Below are 17,661 nucleotides of genomic sequence, written 5' to 3'. Positions count from 1 at the left end.
GCCCGGGAGCGTCTCCCCGGGCGGCGGCCCTCCGTCGTGCATGCCCCGTTACGCGCCGAGCAGCCTGCGCACCCGGTCCGCCCCCACCGCGAGCAGCAGCGTGGGCAGGCGCGGGCCCGTGTCACGGCTGACGAGGAGGCGGTAGAGCAGGGCGAAGAAGGACCGCTGGGCGGCCTTCAGCTCGGGCGTCGGCTTGGCGTCGGGCTCCAGTCCGGCCAGCACCTTCGGCACGCCGTAGACGAGCGTGGTGAGCCCGTCCAGCGACCAGTGCGAGTCCAGGCCCTCCAGGAGGAGGCGCAGCGATTCGCGGCCCTGGTCGTCGAGCGAGCCGAGCAGCTCCTTGTCGGGCTCGTCCCGGACGATGGTGCGGGCCTCGGCCGGGACCTGGGTGGTGATCCAGTTCTCGGCCCGGTCCAGGCGCGGGCGCGCCTCGTCCAGCGAGGTCAGCGGGTTGTCCGGGTCCAGCTCGCTGAGGATGCGCAGCGTCTGGTCCTCGGCGCCGGCGGTGATGTCGGCGACCGAGGCGAGCGTCCGGTACGGCAGCGGGTGCGGGGTGCTCGGAAGCTCCCCGGCAGCCGTGCGGACGGCCCGGGAGTGCGCGGCGGCGTCGGCGGGCAGCACCGTGCCGTCGGCGACCTTGCGGCCCAGCGAGTCCCACTCGTCGTACAGCCGCTGGATCTCCTGGTCGAAGGCGATCTTGAACGACTGGTTGGGCTTGCGGCGGGCGTAGAGCCAGCGCAGCAGCGGCGCTTCCATGATCTTCAGCGCGTCGGCCGGGGTGGGCACCCCGCCCTTGCTGGAGGACATCTTGGCCATGCCGGAGATGCCGACGAAGGCGTACATCGGCCCGATGGGCTGCACGCCGTCGAAGACCTCGCGGACGATCTGGCCGCCGACGACGAAGGAGGAGCCGGGCGAGGAGTGGTCGACGCCGCTGGGCTCGAAGATCACGCCCTCGTAGGCCCAGCGCATCGGCCAGTCGACCTTCCAGACGAGCTTGCCGCGGTTGAACTCGCCCAGCCGGACCGTTTCGGCGAAGCCGCACGCCGAGCAGGTGTAGTTCAGCTCGGTGGTGTCGTCGTCGTAGGAGGTGACGACGGTGAGGTCCTTCTCGCAGTTGCCGCAGTAGGGCTTGTACGGGAAGTAACCGGCGCTGTTGCCGCTGCCGTCGTCCTCGTCGGCGGCTCCGGAGCCCTCGGCGGCCTCCAGCTCGGCCTCGTCGACCTTCTTCTGCTGCTGCGGCTTCTTGCCGCCGCTCTTGCCCTGGGCCGCCGGGTCCTTCTTGGTCCGGTAGCGGTCGAGGACGGCGTCGATGTCGGCGCGGTGCTTCATCGCGTGCAGGATCTGCTCGCGGTAGGTCCCGGCGGTGTACTGCTCCGTCTGGCTGATTCCGTCGTACTCGACGCCCAGCTCGTCCAGGGCCGCCGTCATGGCGGCCTTGAAGTGCTCGGCCCAGTTCGGGTGGGAGGAGCCGGCGGGGGCGGGCACCGAGGTCAGCGGCTTGCCGATGTGCTCGGCCCAGGACGCGTCCACGCCCGGGACGCCGTTCGGAACCTTGCGGTAGCGGTCGTAGTCGTCCCAGGAGATCAGGTGGCGCACGGTGTACCCGCGGCGGCGGACCTCGTCGGCGACCAGGTGCGGGGTCATGACCTCGCGGAGGTTGCCGAGGTGGATCGGGCCGGACGGGGACAGACCGGAGGCGACGACGACCGGTTTGCCAGGCGCACGACGCTCCGATTCGGCGATGACATCGTCCGCGAAGCGGGAGACCCAGTCGGTCTCGGTGCTGGTCTGACTCTCGGCCACGGTCGGCACGTCCTTCTCTCGTCTGTCGGTCCCGGTGGGTTACCGACCATTCTCCCAGCTACCACCCGCAGCGCGAAAACGGCTTTACGCACCGTGGGATACTGGACCGATCCCTTGTACCCCTACGGAAACGGCAGCCCGTCCCATGCCTGAGCACGGCTCGGTCCCTTCCCTCGCTTCCACGCTCCAGCAGCAGCTGACGAACGCCCTGACGGCAGCTCTGCCGGATGCCGGCGCCGCGGACCCGCTGCTGCGCCGAAGCGACCGGGCCGACTTCCAGGCCAACGGCATCCTGGCGCTCGCCAAGAAGCTCAAGGGCAACCCGCGCGAGCTGGCGGCCCAGGTCACGGCCGCCCTCCCCGCCGGTGGGCTGATCAAGGACATCGAGGTCTCCGGCCCCGGTTTCCTCAACATCACGCTCTCCGACCGGGCGATCGTCGAGACGCTCGCGGCCCGGGCGGCCGACGCCGAGGGCCGGCTCGGCGTACCGCTGAAGGCGGAGGCCGGGACCACGGTCATCGACTACGCCCAGCCGAACGTGGCCAAGGAGATGCACGTCGGCCACCTGCGGTCGGCGGTCATCGGCGACGCCATGGTCAAGATCATGGAGTTCACCGGCGAGAGGGTCGTCCGGCGGCACCACATCGGCGACTGGGGCACCCAGTTCGGCATGCTCATCCAGTATCTGATCGAGCACCCGGGCGCCCTGAAGCACGAGGGCGGCGCGAGCGACGGCGAGGCGGCGATGTCGACGCTGAACCGGGTCTACAAGGAGTCGCGGGTCCTGTTCGACTCCGACGAGGAGTTCAAGGCCCGGTCCCGGGACCGGGTGGTGGCGCTCCAGGCCGGCGACCCGGAGACGCTGGAGCTGTGGCAGGGCTTCGTCGACGAGTCGAAGATCTACTTCCACTCGGTCTTCGACAAGCTCGACATGGAGATCGCCGACGCGGACATCGTCGGTGAGTCCGGCTACAACGACATGCTGGAGGAGACCTGCCGGATCCTGGAGGAGACGGGCGTCGCCGTCCGCTCCGAGGGTGCGCTGTGCGTGTTCTTCGACGACGTGAAGGGCCCGGACGGCAACAAGGTCCCGCTCATCGTCAAGAAGACGAACGGCGGTTACGGCTACGCGGCGACCGACCTCTCCGCGATCCGGAACCGGGTGCGGGACCTCAAGGCCGACACCCTGGTGTACGTGGTGGACGTCCGGCAGTCGCTGCACTTCAAGATGGTCTTCGAGACGGCCCGGCGGGCCGGCTGGCTGAACGAGGACGTCAAGGCCGTGCAGCTCGCCTTCGGCACGGTCCTCGGCAAGGACGGCAAGCCGTTCAAGACCCGTGAGGGTGTGACGGTCCGGCTGGAGGACCTCCTCGACGAGGCGGTCGACCGGGCCACGGCCGTCGTCCGGGACAAGGCCGGGAAGGTGGGCCTGTCCGAGGAGGAGATCGTCGAGAACGGCCGGTACGTCGGCATCGGGGCCGTGAAGTACGCGGACCTGTCGACCTCCGCCGTACGGGACTACAAGTTCGACCTGGACCAGATGGTGGCGCTGCACGGCGACACGTCGGTGTACCTCCAGTACGCGTACGCCCGGATCCGGTCGATCCTGCGCAAGGCCGGCGACGCGGTCCCGGCCGCCCACCCGGAGCTGGCGCTGGCCCCGGCGGAGCGGGCCCTCGGTCTGCACCTGGACCAGTTCGGCGAGGTGCTCTCCGAGGTCGCGCAGGGCTACGAGCCGCACAAGCTGGCCGCGTATCTCTACCAGCTGGCGTCGCACCTGACCACGTTCTACGACCAGTGCCAGGTGCTCAGCCCGGACAACGCCCCGGAGGTCGTCGAGAACCGGCTCTTCCTGGTCGAGCTGACCGCCCGGACCCTGCACCGGGGGATGGCGCTGCTGGGCATCAGGACGCCCGAGCGCCTCTGACCCTCCCCTGCTGTACGTACGTCGGCCCCGGCACCTGTTCGCAGGTGCCGGGGCCGTCGCATCGATCCCCTAGGGTGCGGTGAGTTCCACGACGACGTCGTAGACGGCCGGGTTCGGGGTGACCGGCTGCCTGGTCTCCTCGCGCGCGGCCCGGGTGCGGGCGGAGAACTCGGGGTCGGCGGTGGCGGCCTCCCACGCCTCCTGGCTCTCCCAGTGGGAGACGTTGACGAGCTGGAAGCGGGAGTCCGAGGAGCGGGCCCGGTGCATCCGGGAGTCGATGAAGCCGGGCTTGTCCCGCATGAGGCGGGCCCGCTCCTCCCACTTCCCGACGAACGCGTCGAGTTCGTCCGCGGCGATCTCGAAGACGTTGATGAAGGTGACGGACGATTCCGGCGTGTCGGTGGTCAAGCCGTTCTCTGTGGTCATCCCGCAACCCTAGGAGGCAGCCGGCCGCCTACTGCGGGCGGCCCAGCGCCCACCCCGACACGTCGGAGAGGCGGCCGCGCCACAGCGGCAGGGAGACGGGCGTCATGGCCCCGGAGACGAGGGTGACGTCCCGCAGATGGATCCAGCGCGGCAGCCGGGCCGCCCCCGTCGCGTCCTCCTCCGCGCGCAGTTCCCGTACGCCCTGGTCCACCGTCTCGGGGAACTCGGCGAGCAGGTTGGCCCCCTCGCCCTCCACCTGGCGCAGGCTCCTGGCCCACTCGGCCTTCCACTGCTCGTGCCCGATGACGTCGCCGTGCAGAAGGCCGCCGGGGTGCGTGAGGGTGAGCGGCAGGCTGGAGCGGGGGTCCTCGTCGAGCAGCTGGATGAGCAGCTGGAGCTGAAGGTCGGGCAGGGGTTCGGTGATCACCGCGGCGGACGGTGCCGGTGAGGTGTCGGCGGTGGCGCTCATGGGCCCTTCCCTTCACATGGCGGACGACGGTCGTCCTCCCCGCCTGCCCCGGCGAGGGCTCGCCCACGCTTCCGGGCCCGGCCGGCCTCAGAGGAAACGGCGGATGGGCACGACGGCCGCTTCCCGGGCCCGCTGGAGGAGGTCGCGGCGCTTCCACCGGCCGCGCTCGATCAGCACGCTCTTCTCCCGGTCCTCGTCGAAGTGGCCGTCGAGGGTGGCGGTGAAGTCCCGGTCGAGGACGGCGAGCATGACCTCCTCGTCGTGGTCGAGCGAGCGCCGGTTGAAGTTGGTGGAGCCGATGAGGCTCGCGATCCGGTCCGCGGTGAGGGTCTTGGTGTGCATCATCGTCGGCTGGTACTGGTGGATCTTCACGCCGCAGGCGGTCAGCTCCTCGTAGTAGCGCTGGCCGGCGAGCTGGCAGACCCGCTTGTCGGTGTGCGGGCCGGGCAGCAGGATCTCGACCTCCACGCCTCGCCGGGCGGCGTCGCAGAGGAGCCCGGTGAAGTAGGCGTCGGGGGCGAAGTAGGCGGTGGTGAGGCGGATGCGTTCCTCGGCGGACTCCAGGACGACCCGGATCAGGGTCTGCATGTCCTGCCAGCCGAAGGAGGCGGAGCCCCGCACGACCTGGACGACGGCGTCCCCGGGGTGCTCGCTCACGACGAACCGGTCGCGCTCGTCGAAGAGCTCCTCGTGGCACTCGGCCCAGTTCTGCGCGAACGCGGCGGCCAGGCCGTCGACGGCGGGCCCGGTGACCCGGACGTGGGTGTCGCGCCACTCGTGCTCGTTGCGGGCGTCGCCGCACCACTCCTCGGCTATCCCGACGCCGCCGGTGAACGCGGTGCGCTCGTCGACGACGAGGACCTTGCGGTGGCAGCGGTGGTTCTGCTTCAGCGGTGAGAGGTAGAGGGGCTTGCGGAACCAGGTCACGGTGACCCCGGCCGCGTCCATCAGCGCCAGCTGGTCCTTCTCGATGAGCCGGCAGCCGAACCCGTCGAGCATCAGCCGCACCCGGACCCCGGCACGGGCCCGCTCGGCCAGCGCCTCGGCGAACTTGTGTGCGATGTCACCGCGCCAGTAGACGAACGTCATCAGGTCGATGGTGTGCTCCGCGCCCCGGATGGCCTCCAGCATCGCGCCGAAGATCTCGTCGCCGTTGCGGAGCGGGAGAAGGGTGTTCCCCTCGGTGGCGGCGATCCCGATCAGCCGCTCCAGCCTGCGTCTGAGCCGCAGGGACCGCTCCTCGCAGGTGCGGGTGTCCAGGGCCATGGGGTCGGGGGCTTCGGCGGTCGCGGACATGGGTCACCTGATGGGGAGGCGGGCGGCGCGGCCGACCGGCCGGAACCGGACGGACCGCGAGGACCCGGCGACTGTACTCCTGTGCGAATCCGGACGGAATCGGCGTTCCGCAGCCGAGGTGCGTACCGGCCATGGGGACCAGCGGTACAGCCGTTGGCGTTAAGGACTTGATCGCGCCTGTCGGCTGCGGGCCTGGGCGTTCGGGTGGGGCTGGGACTGGAGCCGCTCTCCAGCTCGGGCCGTACCTCGACGCGGGTGCTGATCTGTTCCTCGAAGACCTTGCGGCACTCGGCGCGGTGGAGGGCTTCGAGCCGGCTCGCCCGTTCCTGGCGGGCAGTCGATGTCCTGGCGTACCCGGATCCGTACCGGTCGTCCGGTGCGGGGCGCGGGCACGATCGCGAGTGGCGGTTCCTGCTCCCACGAGGCCTTGCCGACGGCCGGACTCAGTGCCCCCGACGCCGACGTCGGTAGTAGGCCACCGTGACTACCGCGAGCAACGGCCCCCAGGCCAGCAGTGGCAGATAGCAGGCGGTCATCAGCCAGTAGTGGGCGCCTTCGGGCGATCCGGCGGCGCCCATGTTGTCCGCATCGTTCCAGCCGAACGCACCGGTGAACGTCATGAGGGTGACGAGCGCCGCGCCGAGCGAGGCAGGGACCACCGCGGCCAGTACGGGAATCCCGCGGCCGCCCAGGAACGGTACCCAGCGCGGAAGTTCCTCACCCCATCTGTGGACCAGGCCCAGGGTGAGCAGCCCGAGCGCTTCGGCGAACAGGCTGAGTCCGATCAGATAGACGGACCCTTCGCCGGGAAATTCCTCCGGGCGAAGGACCTCATCGGTGAATCCGGAGTCCCAACCCAGGGCGATGGCGATACGCCACAGCCCGGACGGCACCAGGGTCAGTGCGGCGGCGTGCGCCGCCAGGCGGACGGAACGGGAGACCTGCGGCGCGGCCGGTACGGGCGTCTCGACGGCCAGGGTGTCAGCCACGGCGGATCGCCGCCCCGGGCTGCGCGGGAGACTTGGTGATCTCGGCGTGGACCACCCTGTAGCCGCCCTTGATCACGGTCGTGAACGGTGCGGGGGCCATGCACGTGCCGGCCTGCGGCCTTACGGGCCGGCCGTTCTCGTCGACGTGCTCGGGGTCGACGTTCACCACCCCCCAGGAGAAGCCGAGCCGGTCCGGCTCGCCCTTCCCGCCCTGCTGGACGCTGATGCCCAGCCGGGCGCCGGTCTCCTCGACGTTCGACTTCGTCACGACCGCGGTCAGGGTCGCCGTCCGGCCGCTGGTGACCAGGCAGTCCACCTTGGCCTCCGCCCACCCCGTGTCCCCGCCCCGCCGGGTATGGGAGATCCTCAGTGAGCCCCGGGCGTCGGTCGACAGTCCCTCGGGAGCGTTGGGGAGCACCGGCCGGGTGAACGGCGTCTGTTCGGCATGGATGGTGAAGCGGATGTCGTCGTCGATCGACTCGATGTAGGAGATTCGCGCTTCCCCATGGACGCTCGCGGTCTTCGCCGGCTTCTTCCCGGCGGCCGCGGCCGGGGCCGCGGGGGCGGGCCCGGCAGCCACCAGCCCGGCGAGGACGGCGACGGCTGCTGTAGCGCCGATTGCGGCGTTGCGCATAATGAACTCCCCAGTCCTGCACGGCATTTGTATTGCCGTGGTCGGTTGAACGGTTCAAGCTTCATCCCTGGTGCGCCTCGATCCCATCCGCCGATCGGCATAAAGATCGCGCCGTCGCCCGGCCCTCCTATGCCGTTCGGCAGAGAGCCCCGCCCCATCGCGCATCCGTACGCTGATCACCATGTGGGAATCAACCGGCCCGGCCGTCCAGGTGCTTGGCGCTGCGCCGTCGCTCGCGGCCGCGGGCACGCTGGTGTGGGCCGTTGCCCGCCCCCGTGCCGCGGTTCGTCAGCGGCTCGGCCGCCTCGCCCGCCCGACCACGGTCTGGGCGGCCCTCTCCCTGACCACCAGCTTCGCTCTGCCGAAGGCTGGTTTCAACTCCGGCTGGAAGCTGGCGGAGACCGCCGTCCTGCTGCTCCTGCTGGCCGTGGTCACCCGCTGGTCACCCCTGCGCGAACTCAAGTCGGCCCTCCCGCTGACCGCCCTGGCGGTGGCCCTCTGGCCGCTGCCGCTGATCGACAGCGAGTCCTTCCTGGAATCCATCGGAATCGCCACCTTCTGGCTGCTGCCCGTAGCCGCCGCATTGGTGGCCGGCGCCTACCCCCGCCGCCAGGAACTGCGTCGCCGCAGCGCGGTGGCCGAGGCCCGCAGCGCCCAGCGTCTTCAGCTGTCCCGCGACCTGCACGACTTCGTCGCCCATGACATCAGCGGGATCGTCGTCCAGGCCCAGGCGGCCCGCTTCGTCGCCTCCACCGACCCCTCCCACACGGTGCTCGCCCTGGAACGCATCGAAAAGGCGGGCCTGAGCGCCCTGGCCGCGATGGACCGGACCGTACAGATGCTGCACGGTCCCGAGGCGCCCACCACCGAGCCGCTCCCCGGCGTGTCCCAACTGCCCTCGCTTGTATCGGACTTCACATCAGCGGGGGCCACCGAGGCGCATCTGGACCTGCCTCCCCTGGCCGCGGAGGCGCTCTCCCGCGAGGCGGGCTCCGCCGCGTACCGCATCGTCCTCGAAGCGCTGACCAACATCCGCCGGCACGCTCCCGACGCCCCCCGCGCCACCGTCACGTTCACCCCCACCGCCACCACCGTGGAGATCCGGGTTACCAATGACCGCGGCGCCCGCCCCGCCCCGGCCCGCCGCCGCGCCTGGCGAGGCGGCCTCGGCCTCCCCGCACTCACCGAGCACGCCCAGGCCCTCGGCGGAACCCTCTCGGCGGGGCCGCACGGCGACGGCGGCTGGCAGCTCACCGCCGTCCTGCCTGCCACGCTCCCGAAAGCGACCTCATGACGACGCCCCTCGGCCCGACCCGCATCCTGATCGCCGACGACCAGGAGGACGTACGCAGCGGTTTCCGCCTGATTCTTGGCTCGCAGCCCGACATGACCGTGGTCGGCGAGGCCGCGGACGGTCTCACCGCCGTCCATCTCGCCCGCGCCCTGAGCCCCGACCTGATCCTCGCCGACATCCGCATGCCGGTCCTGAACGGCCTCGAACTCACCCGCCGCCTCGCCGGCCCGGACGTACCCAACCCGATGCGTGTCCTCGTCGTCACCACCTTCGACCACGACGACTACGTACGCACGGCACTGCACGACGGCGCCTGCGGCTTTCTGCTCAAGCGCTCGGGCCCCGGGCTGCTGATCGAGGGTGTCAGAGCGGCGATGGCCGGGGACATCCTCATCAGCCCCCAGATCACGGTCCGCCTGCTCCAGGCCCTCGCCCCTGCCCCCGCCCCCGCAGCGCCCACGGCTCTGTCGCCTCTCACCGCCCGGGAGCAGGAGATTGCCCGGCTGGTCGCCGAGGGCCTCACCAACGCCGAGATCGGCGAGAAACTCTTCATCTCAGCGGGCACAGCCAAGACCCACATCGCGAACGTCCAGGCGAAGCTGAAGGCCCGCAACCGGGTGGGCATCGCCGCCTGGGCCTGGGAAAACGGCCTGGCCGGCCCAGTCCCACGGGAGTAGGGATGGCGCCAACGGCTGTACCGCTGGTCCCCGACGCCGCGTACGCGGGGAGGGCACGTGCCCCTCTGCCGGTGGACGGAAACCGGGCCGGGCCGCGCGCGTCAGGTCGCGGGCTCCCACCCGACCTCCTCGTTGCCGTACACGTACTCCGGCCGCCCCTTCATCCCGCTGAGGCGGAACGGCTTCCCGTGGTCGTCGATCCGCAGCACGCCCTCCTTGCCGCCGCTGCTCCACTCCAGCTCCAGGTACCAGGTGACGTCGTAACTCACCGCCTTCATGTCGAGGTTGAACACCTCCACGTCCTCGGACGACACCCTGTACGGGAAGTCCGCGGCCGGAACCTCGATGTCCCCCTGCCTCCCCGGCACCGGCCGGAGCGTCGGGTGCCCCGCGTCGAGGTGGGAGGCGAAGCTCTGGGGCGTGATCCCGCTGCCGCAGCCATTGCCCATCAGATACGCCGACCAGGGCAGCGGGGCCTTCCGCGAGACCACCCGGACGTTCATGCCCTTGAGGACCACCGCCTCGCGCGAGGTCCCCTGCACGGTGAGCTGGAGCAGCATGTTCCCGGCGTCGACCCCGCCGTACGACTCCGCCCAGCCGCGCCGGTCCTGCGGCGCGGGCGGCGGGTCCAGGTCGTCGGGCCCCTGGTTGACCAGATAGTGCTGGCCGCAGGGTTCGTCCCAGTTGTACGAGGAGATGCTGACGGCCGGCGGAGCCCCGAGCCCTGTACCGCCACCACTGCCGCCACCGCCCTGCGGCTGCCCGGGCCCGGAGCCCGCCGAGGACTTCACGGACGGCGGCCCCGAGGGCGAGGCGGAGGCGCTCGCCGAAGGACTGGCCGAACTCGGGCTCGCGGAGGGCCGGGGCGTGGCCGAGGCGGAGCCTTCCGGCGTCGGCCCGAGGTCTCCGCCCGCGTCCTCCACCCGGTCCGCGGCGCTCCCGCCGTCCTCCCTCCCCGACCCGACAAGATCGGCGGCGACGACGGTGGTGGGCACGAGGAGCGCGGCGACCCCGGCGGCGGCGATGAGCACCCGCGTACGTCGGGAGAGCCGGGACCACCGGGAGCCCGCCCCGGGCCGAGCGCCACCGGACGTGACGGACGGCTCGGACCGCTCGACGGCCTCAGGGACTTCGCCGGCTTCGGGAACAACAACAGGCACAGGGGCAGGGGCAGGGGCGGAAGCGGAAGCAGTCTCAGCCGCCCCCGTCCCCGCCGGAGGCCGCCGCCGGGCCGCGTCCGCCACGATCCACCGCCGGTGCACCTCCACCAACTCGTCCCCCGACGCCCCGCACACCCGCGCGAACCGCTCCACCGGGGCGAACTCGTTCGGCACGGCGTCCCCGTTGCAGTACCGGTGGAGCGTCGACGTGCTGACGTGCAGCTTCCCCGCCAGCACACCGTAGCTGCGCCCCGAACGGTCCTTCAGATCCTTCAGCAGAGCCGCGAACTCCACGGCCTCCGGCGTCGCCACGACGGCGTTCCCCTTCCTCGTGCGTCCCGGAACGGCGTTCCAGGGACGCGGAATTCCCGCAGGTCACCGTACGCGTAGACGTTCCAGCATCCCCAATGGTTCGGCAGGCGTTGCGGCCGGAATCCGCCGTCCCACAAGCTCGGACCAGACCACAGCAGGACAGCACCACCGCGGACCGGCCGCTCAACCGGACCAACACGTCGACCGATCACGGGGAGTACCACCGCCATGCGCACCAACCGCATCCGCACCACCGCCCTCGCCGCCACCGCCCTCGTCGCCGCTCTCTCGCTCACCGCCTGCGGCGGCGAGGACAAGGCCATGGGGACCAAGCCGGCCGGCGCCGCCGAGACGGCGACGCCCGCGCCGACGAACACCGGCAGCACCAACGGCAGCACCAACGGCACCGACGGCACCGACGACAAGGCGCAGCAGGACGCACCGAAGGCCGGCACGCCCGAGACGCAGACCGTCCCCTCCCAGGGCAAGCACGCGGGCGGCAACGGCAAGAAGCCGGAGACCGCGCCGAACGAGAAGGCCGCACCGTCGATCCCGGCCTGCACGCCCAAGAACTCCAAGGTCAAGGTCTCCTCGGTCAGCCGCCCGATCAACCACCTGCTGCTCACGGTGACCAACACCGACTCCACCAACTGCGCCGCCTACTACGCCCCGTTCCTCCGCTTCGACGGCGCGCAGGCGGTGTACCCGATCCTCGACGACAGCAAGCCGCAGGCGGTCGTCACGCTCGCCCCGGGCGAGGAGGCGTACGCGGGCATCGGTCTCCTCGGGGAGCCCGGCCAGAACGAGCCGGTCCCGAGCGCCAACCTCGGCGTGATCATGGTCGACAAGAACAACCAGTCGAAGGGCGAGACCACGCTGAAGCTCCCGGCGGACACCGCCACGGACGGCCTGGGCTTCGTCACCTACTGGCAGTCGGACGTCGAGAACGCCCTGATGTTCTGAGCTCCCGAGAGATACCGCAGGCCAGCACCTGACGTGCCGTAACCCTGCGCGACCCGTACACATTTCTTGTACGGGTCGCGCATGCGTGAAGTGGGTGCCGGGGTGGGAGTGGGAACCGTATGCACCCCAGAAAGCGACAGCGTAAGAACGCGTCGACGATGAAGCTCGTGGGCAAGCTGCTGGCCCGCTTCCGCAAGGAGGCGGGCCTCACGCAGACCGAACTCGCCCAAGCAGCAGGCGTACAGGAAGACACGATCGCCTCCGTCGAGCAGGGCAGACGCTCGCTCGTCCCGGATCTGGCGGAGACGATCGACGATCTACTGGACACCAAGGGCGCGCTGGCGACAGCGGTCGACAACATGCCGGAAGTCGACCTGATCCCGCTGTGGGCCGAGGACTACATCGACATGGAGCAGGACGCGCTGGCGCTGTCCTGGTACGACAACCAGGTCATCCCGGGCCTGCTCCAGACGAAGGCGTACGCGCAGGCGGTGTTCGGCAACAAGGTCCCGGTCTACAGCCAGGAGGAGATCGAGACGCAGACGGCGACGCGGCTGCAACGCCAGCAGATCCTGGACCGGAAGAAGCCGCCGACCACGAGCATCGTGATCTGGGAACCGGTCCTGATGATGAAGCTGACCTCGGACGAGGACCACCGGGAACAGCTCCGCCACCTCTACGCGATGGCCCAACTCCCCGGCGTCTGCCTCCAGGTGCTGCCACTCGACAGCAGGGTCCACGCGGGCCTCAACGGCCCCTTCATCCTCCTGGAGACCCCGGACCACCAGCACGTCGCGTACACCGAGACGCAGCGCGGCAGCCAGCTGATCTCCGACCGGAACGAGGTCAGCATCCTCGCCCAGAAATATGCGATGCTGCGAGCCCAGGCGCTCAGCCCTGTGGAGACCCTGCGCCTGCTGGCCCGCTTACTGGGAGAGACATGAGCACCGCACTGAACTGGTTCAAGTCGAGCTACAGCGGCGACGAAGGCGGCGCGTGCCTCGAAGTCGCCTACGACTGGCGGAAGTCGAGCTACAGCGGCAGCGAAGGCGGGCAGTGCCTCGAAGTCGCTTACGACTGGCAGAAGTCGAGCCACAGCAGCGACGAAGGCGGGGCCTGCGTCGAGATCGCCGCGCACCCCGCCGCCGTCCACGTCCGTGACTCCAAGGACGTCGAGGGCCCGACCTTCACCGTCGCGCCCACCGCCTGGTCGGCGTTCGCCGCCTACGCGGCCACCGCCTGACCCCTCGTCGCCGTGGGCATCATTCCCGGACCGCCTCGTAACGGAGCATCGCGACCCCGTTCCCGAAGGTCCGGGTCTCCACCAGCCGGAGCATCTGCCGGTCCTCCGTGTCCCGGAAGAAGCGGCGGCCCCGGCCGAGGATGACCGGGTGGATGTAGATCCGGTACTCGTCGATCAGATCGGCCCGCCGGAACGACTCCAGCAGGTCCGCCCCGCCCACTGCCAGGTCCCCCGAGGCGGCGTCCCGCAGACCGCGCACCTGCTCGGGGTCGACCTCGTGCAGCAGGGTCGCGTTCGGCCCCACGCTCTCCAGCGTCCGCGAGAAGACGAACTTCGGCATGTCCCGCCAGATCCCCGCGAACTCGGCCATCGGGCCCTCGTTGGCCGGGTCCTGATCGGCGGTCGGCCAGAACTCCTCCATCAGCTCGTAGGTGACACGCCCCTCGACGAAGCCGCCCATCGTCCTGAAGTAGTCGTTGAAGTGCTGGTGGACCTCCTCGTCGACGGTGTGCCAGTCGATGTCGTGGTCGGGCCCTTCGAAGAATCCGTCGAGGGAGATGGAGATGGACGTGACGATCCTGTTCACCGGGGGCTCCTGTCGGATCGGCCCGGCCGACGGGGGGGGCGACCGGGCGGCGCGCAACGGGCCTCGACGATACGTTCCCCGCAGCCGATTCCCCGGGAAATGAGCCTTCCCGAGGCAGGCGCCGGCACGAGGAAAGCGGCCTAGCCTGGGCGCATGATCACCTGCGTCGTGCGGTACACCATCGACCCGAGGAAGATCGCGGCCTTTGAGCGGTTCGGCACCCGCTGGATGGAGCTGGTACAGGCCCACGGCGGCACGCACCACGGCTACTTCCTCCCGGCGGAGGGCGCGAGCGACGAGGCCCTGGCTCTCTTCAGCTTCCCGAGCCTGGCCGCGTACGAGGAGTACCGGCAACTGTTCGGCCGGGATCCCGAGTTCATCGAGGCGGACCGCATCCGCGACGAGAGCGGCTGCGTGCTGCGCCACGAGCGCACGTTCATGCGCCCGCTGCTCCCGGGCGACCTCGCGGCGGGCGGTCCCACGTCCGGGGAGTCGGAGGACACCGCCTAGTCACCGTCGCCCGGCCGTACGGCGAGAACGCGGACGAGGGCGTCGATGACGGGCTCGGCGTGGTCGGGCAGATGGAGACGGACCCAGTCGGCGGCCAGGGCAACGAAGTCGGCAAGGTCGCGCCCCACCCCGTCCAGCAACCGGCGCAGCTCGACGGCCGGCAGCTCGATCACCGGGCTGTCGCTCCGATCGATGTCGACGACGAGCCGGACGGAGTCGCCGGACAGCTCGACGACGGGGTCGGGGTCATGTCCGAGGAAGACCTGTCCGGTGCCGTCGAGGACGTCGTACACACGGCGCCAGTCCTCCAGCCCGCTGCAGCAGCCGGGGAGCAGGGTGACGCCGGTCGAGCAGTCCACCGCTCGGAGGCCGCCAGAGGCGAAGAGGCAGTCGATCGTCAACAGCCCGTGCAGGAAGGAGTCGAGCGGGTCGGCCGGGCGCGGCGGGCGGTCGTGCCCCGCGTCGGGATCGGGATCGATGTCGTTGCACCGGGCGATGAGCATCAGCGCTGTCCCGACCTCGGCGGGAGTGAGCAGGCCGCTGAGTGCCAGGTACCCGAGCGACTCGCCCTCGGGGGCGGGCCGGAGAGGCTCCGCGACCGGCCAGAGCGAGAAGTCATCAGGGCGGTACGTCTCCAGGACAGGCTGTATCGCGATCACGCGGCCGAGTGTCCCGTAACCCCTTCCGCCCCGCACCGGACTTTCACGGGGGTGCCCGGTTCCCGGGGCCAGAGGCTCAGGCCGCCCGGCTTCAGGCCTCGCGCGACTGGGCGGACCTGCGGTCGGCCGGGCGGCGGTTTCGGGCTGCTGCCGGTGCTGGTCACGGGCGGCCGGCGCGACCAGTGGCCCGAGGACTGGGACCTCTGCCCGGACGTCACGTCGTACCCCGGCGACCACGACGCGGAGGAGGTCCTCGCGGGGTACTGGGCGGACCACGTCGACCACACGGACGACGAGACCGACGGCGTCGCGGCGGCGACGGTCCACGGGAACGGCGAGGACGACGAGGACACCCCGGGCCCCGGCTCGTCCTGGCCCGGCCCCGCGCCCGCCCCCGCCCGGGAGGCGGCCGAGGACGCGGACACGGTGGCGGCCGGCCTCGCGGGCGTGATCGCCGCTGACGCGGACGAGAGGCTCGGCGGAGCCCGCATCGCCCTCGTCCCGGCCCGCCGCAGCGCCGACATACCGGCGGCGATCGGCTGGTCGGGCCCGATGAACCACGAGAACGACGTGGCCCGGCTCTGCTCGGTGCTCCGCTCCTGGGAGGACCGCCGCGGACTGAGCCCCCGTACTCATGCGGGCGACAGACCCCGGAGGTTGACTCGGACCCATGAGCGAGGACAGCCACGACAGCGGCAGCGCCCCGGCGACCACCTCCGACGAGACGCCCGACGACCACGCCTGGATCGCCCCGCTGATCTCCTCGGTCGTGACCGTGCCTTCGGGGCTGTTCGCCCTGCTCTACGGCGCGCTCTCGCCCATGGAGTGCGGCTCCTGCGGTGGCGCGGTGGCCGACCGCTTCCACGACAGCTTCATGACCGCGTGGACCGTCCTGTGGATCGGCCTGCTCATCGCCCTGATCGTGCTGATCGCGAGCTGGGCCGTCCCGCACCAGGCCCGCTACGCGGCCCGCCGGGTAGGCCTGGCCCTGGCCGCACCTGCCACCGTGGGGGTCACTTTCGTAGCATTCATGGCACTGGTCGACTGGCCCTGACAGAAAGTGTCCACCCCCATGAACGACACGAACGTCCCGACCACGACGGAAGCCGCCTCCGCGACGGAAGCGGCCGAGGTCGCCGAACGCCTGATAGCCGAGTTCCGCGCGCTGCCCCAGGGCAGCGACCGCAAGCCCGAGATCATCACCGAGCTGGACGCCAACGCCCAAGCGCTGCCGTTCCTCGTCTCGGTCGTCGCGGACCCCGGCGAATACGACCTGGCCCGCGTCGAGAGCGCCACCGTCCTGCGCCTGTGGCCCCCGGACGACCCGGCCCTGCGCCACCAGGCGGGCCGCGCCCTGCTCACCGCGCTGCGCGACCCCGAGGAGGACCTGGTCCGCCAGTACGCGGCGATGTCCCTGGCCCCCTACACGGCCGACCCGGTCGTCGCCACGGTCCTGGACACCACCGCGCGGGCCGACGAGGACCCGCTCGTACGGGACAGCGCCCGCTTCTCCATCAAGGAGGCCCACCGGCTCCAGGGCGCGGGAGCCGGCAGCACCTGATCCCGCGGGCCCCCGGGGGTCAGCGCCGCAGCCACCCGGCGACCTCGGTCGCCCAGTAGGTGAGGATCATCTGCGCCCCGGCCCGCCGGATCCCGGTCAGGCTCTCCAGGATCGCCTTGTCCCGGTCGATCCAGCCCTTCTCGGCGGCGGCCTCGATCATCGCGTACTCGCCGCTGATCTGGTACGCCGCGACCGGCACGTCCGCGGACTCGGCGACCTTGGCCAGGATGTCCAGATACGGTCCGGCGGGCTTCACCATGACCATGTCCGCGCCCTCCGCCAGGTCCAGCGCCAGCTCCCGCAGCGACTCGCGGGCGTTGGCCGGGTCCTGCTGGTAGGTCTTGCGGTCACCGGTCAGCGAGGAGCCGACCGCCTCGCGGAAGGGGCCGTAGAAGGCGGAGCTGTACTTCACGGTGTAGGCGAGGATCGACACGTCCTCGTGGCCGGTCTGGTCCAGGGCGTCGCGGATCACGCCGACCTGACCGTCCATCATCCCGCTGGGGCCCACCACATGGGCCCCGGCGTCCGCCTGGACCTGGGCCATCTCCGCGTACCGCTCCAGCGTCGCGTCGTTGTCCACCCGGCCGTCCGCCGTCAGGACCCCGCAGTGGCCGTGGTCGGTGAACTCGTCCAGGCACAGGTCCGACATGATGATGAGGTCGTCGCCGACCTCCTCGCGGACCGCGCGCAGACCGAGCTGGAGGATCCCGTCCGGGTCGGTGCCCACGGTGCCCCGGGCGTCCTTCTTCTCGTCCTCCGGCACCCCGAAGAGCATGATCCCCGAGACCCCGGCCGAGACCGCCTCGACCGCCGCCTTCCGCAGGGTGTCCAGGGTGTGCTGGTGCACGCCGGGCATGGCCGAGATGGCGACCGGGGCGTCGATGCCCTCCCGGACGAACGCGGGGAGGATCAGGTTCGCGGGGTCGAGCCGTGTCTCGGCGACCATCCGCCGCATCGTCGGGGTCGTCCGCAGCCGCCGGGGGCGGGAGCCGGGGAAGTTTGCGTACGCAGTCATCCTTCGACGATAGACCCGTACGCCCCAGGGTCTTACCGACACCTGCGCCGGGAAAGGCCCGCGCGCAGGCTATTAACAGGCCCCCGCGCCGGCCAGGAAAAGACAACGGGCCCGGCCGCCGAAGCGACCGGGCC

General features: G+C 71.0%; 19 protein-coding genes and 1 pseudogene. 10 read left to right on the top strand and 10 right to left on the bottom strand.

All coding sequences use genetic code 11. The features are described 5' to 3' along the window. Positions 1-48 precede the first annotated feature (48 nt). Positions 49-1,815 carry a lysine--tRNA ligase gene (gene lysS, locus ACFWM7_RS22880; RefSeq protein WP_383263369.1) on the bottom strand — a complete coding sequence of 589 codons (1,767 nt, stop codon included), beginning with the start codon at positions 1,813-1,815 and terminating at the stop codon, positions 49-51. 136 nt (positions 1,816-1,951) lie between these two features. Between lysS and argS the strand changes: the two genes are divergently transcribed. Continuing rightward, positions 1,952-3,733, top strand: coding sequence for an arginine--tRNA ligase (argS, locus tag ACFWM7_RS22875; RefSeq protein WP_383263367.1), 1,782 nt, complete (start codon positions 1,952-1,954; stop codon positions 3,731-3,733). Between the two features lie 69 nt (positions 3,734-3,802). Here the strand turns inward: argS and ACFWM7_RS22870 are convergent, their stop codons facing one another. From ACFWM7_RS22870 to ACFWM7_RS22850, 5 genes are all read right to left on the bottom strand, one after another. Continuing rightward, positions 3,803-4,159, bottom strand: a complete 357-nt coding sequence (locus ACFWM7_RS22870; RefSeq protein ID WP_383263365.1) for an antibiotic biosynthesis monooxygenase family protein — start codon at positions 4,157-4,159, stop codon at positions 3,803-3,805. A gap of 28 nt (positions 4,160-4,187) precedes the next feature. Further along, positions 4,188-4,628, bottom strand: a complete 441-nt coding sequence (locus tag ACFWM7_RS22865) for a hypothetical protein (protein WP_383263363.1) — start codon at positions 4,626-4,628, stop codon at positions 4,188-4,190. Positions 4,629-4,715: 87 nt separating this feature from the next. Continuing rightward, entirely contained in the window at positions 4,716-5,924 is a 1,209-nt protein-coding gene (locus ACFWM7_RS22860; protein WP_383263361.1) for a phosphatidylserine/phosphatidylglycerophosphate/cardiolipin synthase family protein, read from the bottom strand. Positions 5,925-6,367: 443 nt separating this feature from the next. After that, on the bottom strand, positions 6,368-6,913 hold the full coding sequence (locus ACFWM7_RS22855) for a hypothetical protein (RefSeq protein ID WP_383263360.1): 546 nt from the start codon (positions 6,911-6,913) through the stop codon (positions 6,368-6,370). Next, positions 6,906-7,547 (bottom strand): hypothetical protein, encoded by a 642-nt coding sequence (locus tag ACFWM7_RS22850; RefSeq protein WP_383263358.1) that lies wholly within the window; start codon positions 7,545-7,547, stop codon positions 6,906-6,908. Before ACFWM7_RS22850 ends, ACFWM7_RS22855 begins: the two co-directional genes overlap by 8 nt. A gap of 181 nt (positions 7,548-7,728) precedes the next feature. Between ACFWM7_RS22850 and ACFWM7_RS22845 the strand changes: the two genes are divergently transcribed. Both ACFWM7_RS22845 and ACFWM7_RS22840 read left to right on the top strand, forming a co-directional pair. Continuing rightward, positions 7,729-8,841 carry a sensor histidine kinase gene (locus ACFWM7_RS22845; protein ID WP_383263357.1) on the top strand — a complete coding sequence of 371 codons (1,113 nt, stop codon included), beginning with the start codon at positions 7,729-7,731 and terminating at the stop codon, positions 8,839-8,841. Continuing rightward, the gene (locus ACFWM7_RS22840; RefSeq protein WP_383263355.1) at positions 8,838-9,518 is read left to right on the top strand and encodes a response regulator; all 681 of its coding nucleotides are present in this window, start codon (positions 8,838-8,840) and stop codon (positions 9,516-9,518) included. The genes ACFWM7_RS22845 and ACFWM7_RS22840 overlap by 4 nt, the downstream gene beginning before the upstream one ends. Before the next feature lie 101 nt (positions 9,519-9,619). On the opposite strand, the gene ACFWM7_RS22835 is transcribed toward ACFWM7_RS22840, so the two are convergent. Further along, the gene (locus ACFWM7_RS22835) at positions 9,620-10,990 is read right to left on the bottom strand and encodes a helix-turn-helix domain-containing protein (protein WP_383263353.1); all 1,371 of its coding nucleotides are present in this window, start codon (positions 10,988-10,990) and stop codon (positions 9,620-9,622) included. A gap of 228 nt (positions 10,991-11,218) precedes the next feature. Between ACFWM7_RS22835 and ACFWM7_RS22830 the strand changes: the two genes are divergently transcribed. The 3 genes from ACFWM7_RS22830 (at position 11,219) to ACFWM7_RS22820 (ending at position 13,196) form a co-directional block, all read left to right on the top strand. Next, the gene (locus tag ACFWM7_RS22830) at positions 11,219-11,953 is read left to right on the top strand and encodes a DUF4232 domain-containing protein (protein WP_383263351.1); all 735 of its coding nucleotides are present in this window, start codon (positions 11,219-11,221) and stop codon (positions 11,951-11,953) included. 158 nt (positions 11,954-12,111) lie between these two features. Then, positions 12,112-12,897 (top strand): helix-turn-helix domain-containing protein, encoded by a 786-nt coding sequence (locus ACFWM7_RS22825; RefSeq protein ID WP_383263349.1) that lies wholly within the window; start codon positions 12,112-12,114, stop codon positions 12,895-12,897. Beyond that, positions 12,894-13,196: a DUF397 domain-containing protein gene (locus tag ACFWM7_RS22820; protein ID WP_210933778.1), complete on the top strand. Its 303-nt coding sequence runs from the start codon at positions 12,894-12,896 to the stop codon at positions 13,194-13,196. Before ACFWM7_RS22825 ends, ACFWM7_RS22820 begins: the two co-directional genes overlap by 4 nt. Before the next feature lie 19 nt (positions 13,197-13,215). On the opposite strand, the gene ACFWM7_RS22815 is transcribed toward ACFWM7_RS22820, so the two are convergent. Next, positions 13,216-13,782 (bottom strand): dihydrofolate reductase family protein, encoded by a 567-nt coding sequence (locus ACFWM7_RS22815; protein ID WP_383263347.1) that lies wholly within the window; start codon positions 13,780-13,782, stop codon positions 13,216-13,218. 153 nt (positions 13,783-13,935) lie between these two features. Between ACFWM7_RS22815 and ACFWM7_RS22810 the strand changes: the two genes are divergently transcribed. Continuing rightward, positions 13,936-14,292, top strand: a complete 357-nt coding sequence (locus tag ACFWM7_RS22810; protein ID WP_383263345.1) for an NIPSNAP family protein — start codon at positions 13,936-13,938, stop codon at positions 14,290-14,292. Here the strand turns inward: ACFWM7_RS22810 and ACFWM7_RS22805 are convergent. Beyond that, entirely contained in the window at positions 14,289-14,951 is a 663-nt protein-coding gene (locus ACFWM7_RS22805; protein ID WP_383263344.1) for a hypothetical protein, read from the bottom strand. The genes ACFWM7_RS22810 and ACFWM7_RS22805 overlap by 4 nt on opposite strands. A 95-nt stretch (positions 14,952-15,046) precedes the next feature. On the opposite strand from ACFWM7_RS22805, the pseudogene ACFWM7_RS22800 reads away from it, so the two are divergent. The 3 genes and pseudogenes from ACFWM7_RS22800 to ACFWM7_RS22790 all read left to right on the top strand — a co-directional run. Then, positions 15,047-15,563, top strand: a pseudogene (locus ACFWM7_RS22800) (DUF4253 domain-containing protein); the annotation flags it as partial. A 58-nt stretch (positions 15,564-15,621) separates the two neighbouring features. Further along, on the top strand, positions 15,622-16,005 hold the full coding sequence (locus tag ACFWM7_RS22795; RefSeq protein WP_383263342.1) for a hypothetical protein: 384 nt from the start codon (positions 15,622-15,624) through the stop codon (positions 16,003-16,005). An 18-nt stretch (positions 16,006-16,023) separates the two neighbouring features. After that, positions 16,024-16,512: a hypothetical protein gene (locus ACFWM7_RS22790; RefSeq protein WP_383263340.1), complete on the top strand. Its 489-nt coding sequence runs from the start codon at positions 16,024-16,026 to the stop codon at positions 16,510-16,512. A 19-nt stretch (positions 16,513-16,531) separates the two neighbouring features. Here the strand turns inward: ACFWM7_RS22790 and hemB are convergent, their stop codons facing one another. Beyond that, on the bottom strand, positions 16,532-17,527 hold the full coding sequence (gene hemB, locus ACFWM7_RS22785) for a porphobilinogen synthase (RefSeq protein WP_383263338.1): 996 nt from the start codon (positions 17,525-17,527) through the stop codon (positions 16,532-16,534). Between the last annotated feature and the right edge of the window lie 134 nt (positions 17,528-17,661).

It is taken from the genome of Streptomyces sp. NPDC058375, from assembly GCF_042723425.1.
GTDB lineage: Bacteria > Actinomycetota > Actinomycetes > Streptomycetales > Streptomycetaceae > Streptomyces > Streptomyces durocortorensis.
This window is presented reverse-complemented; position numbering and strand designations above follow the sequence as displayed.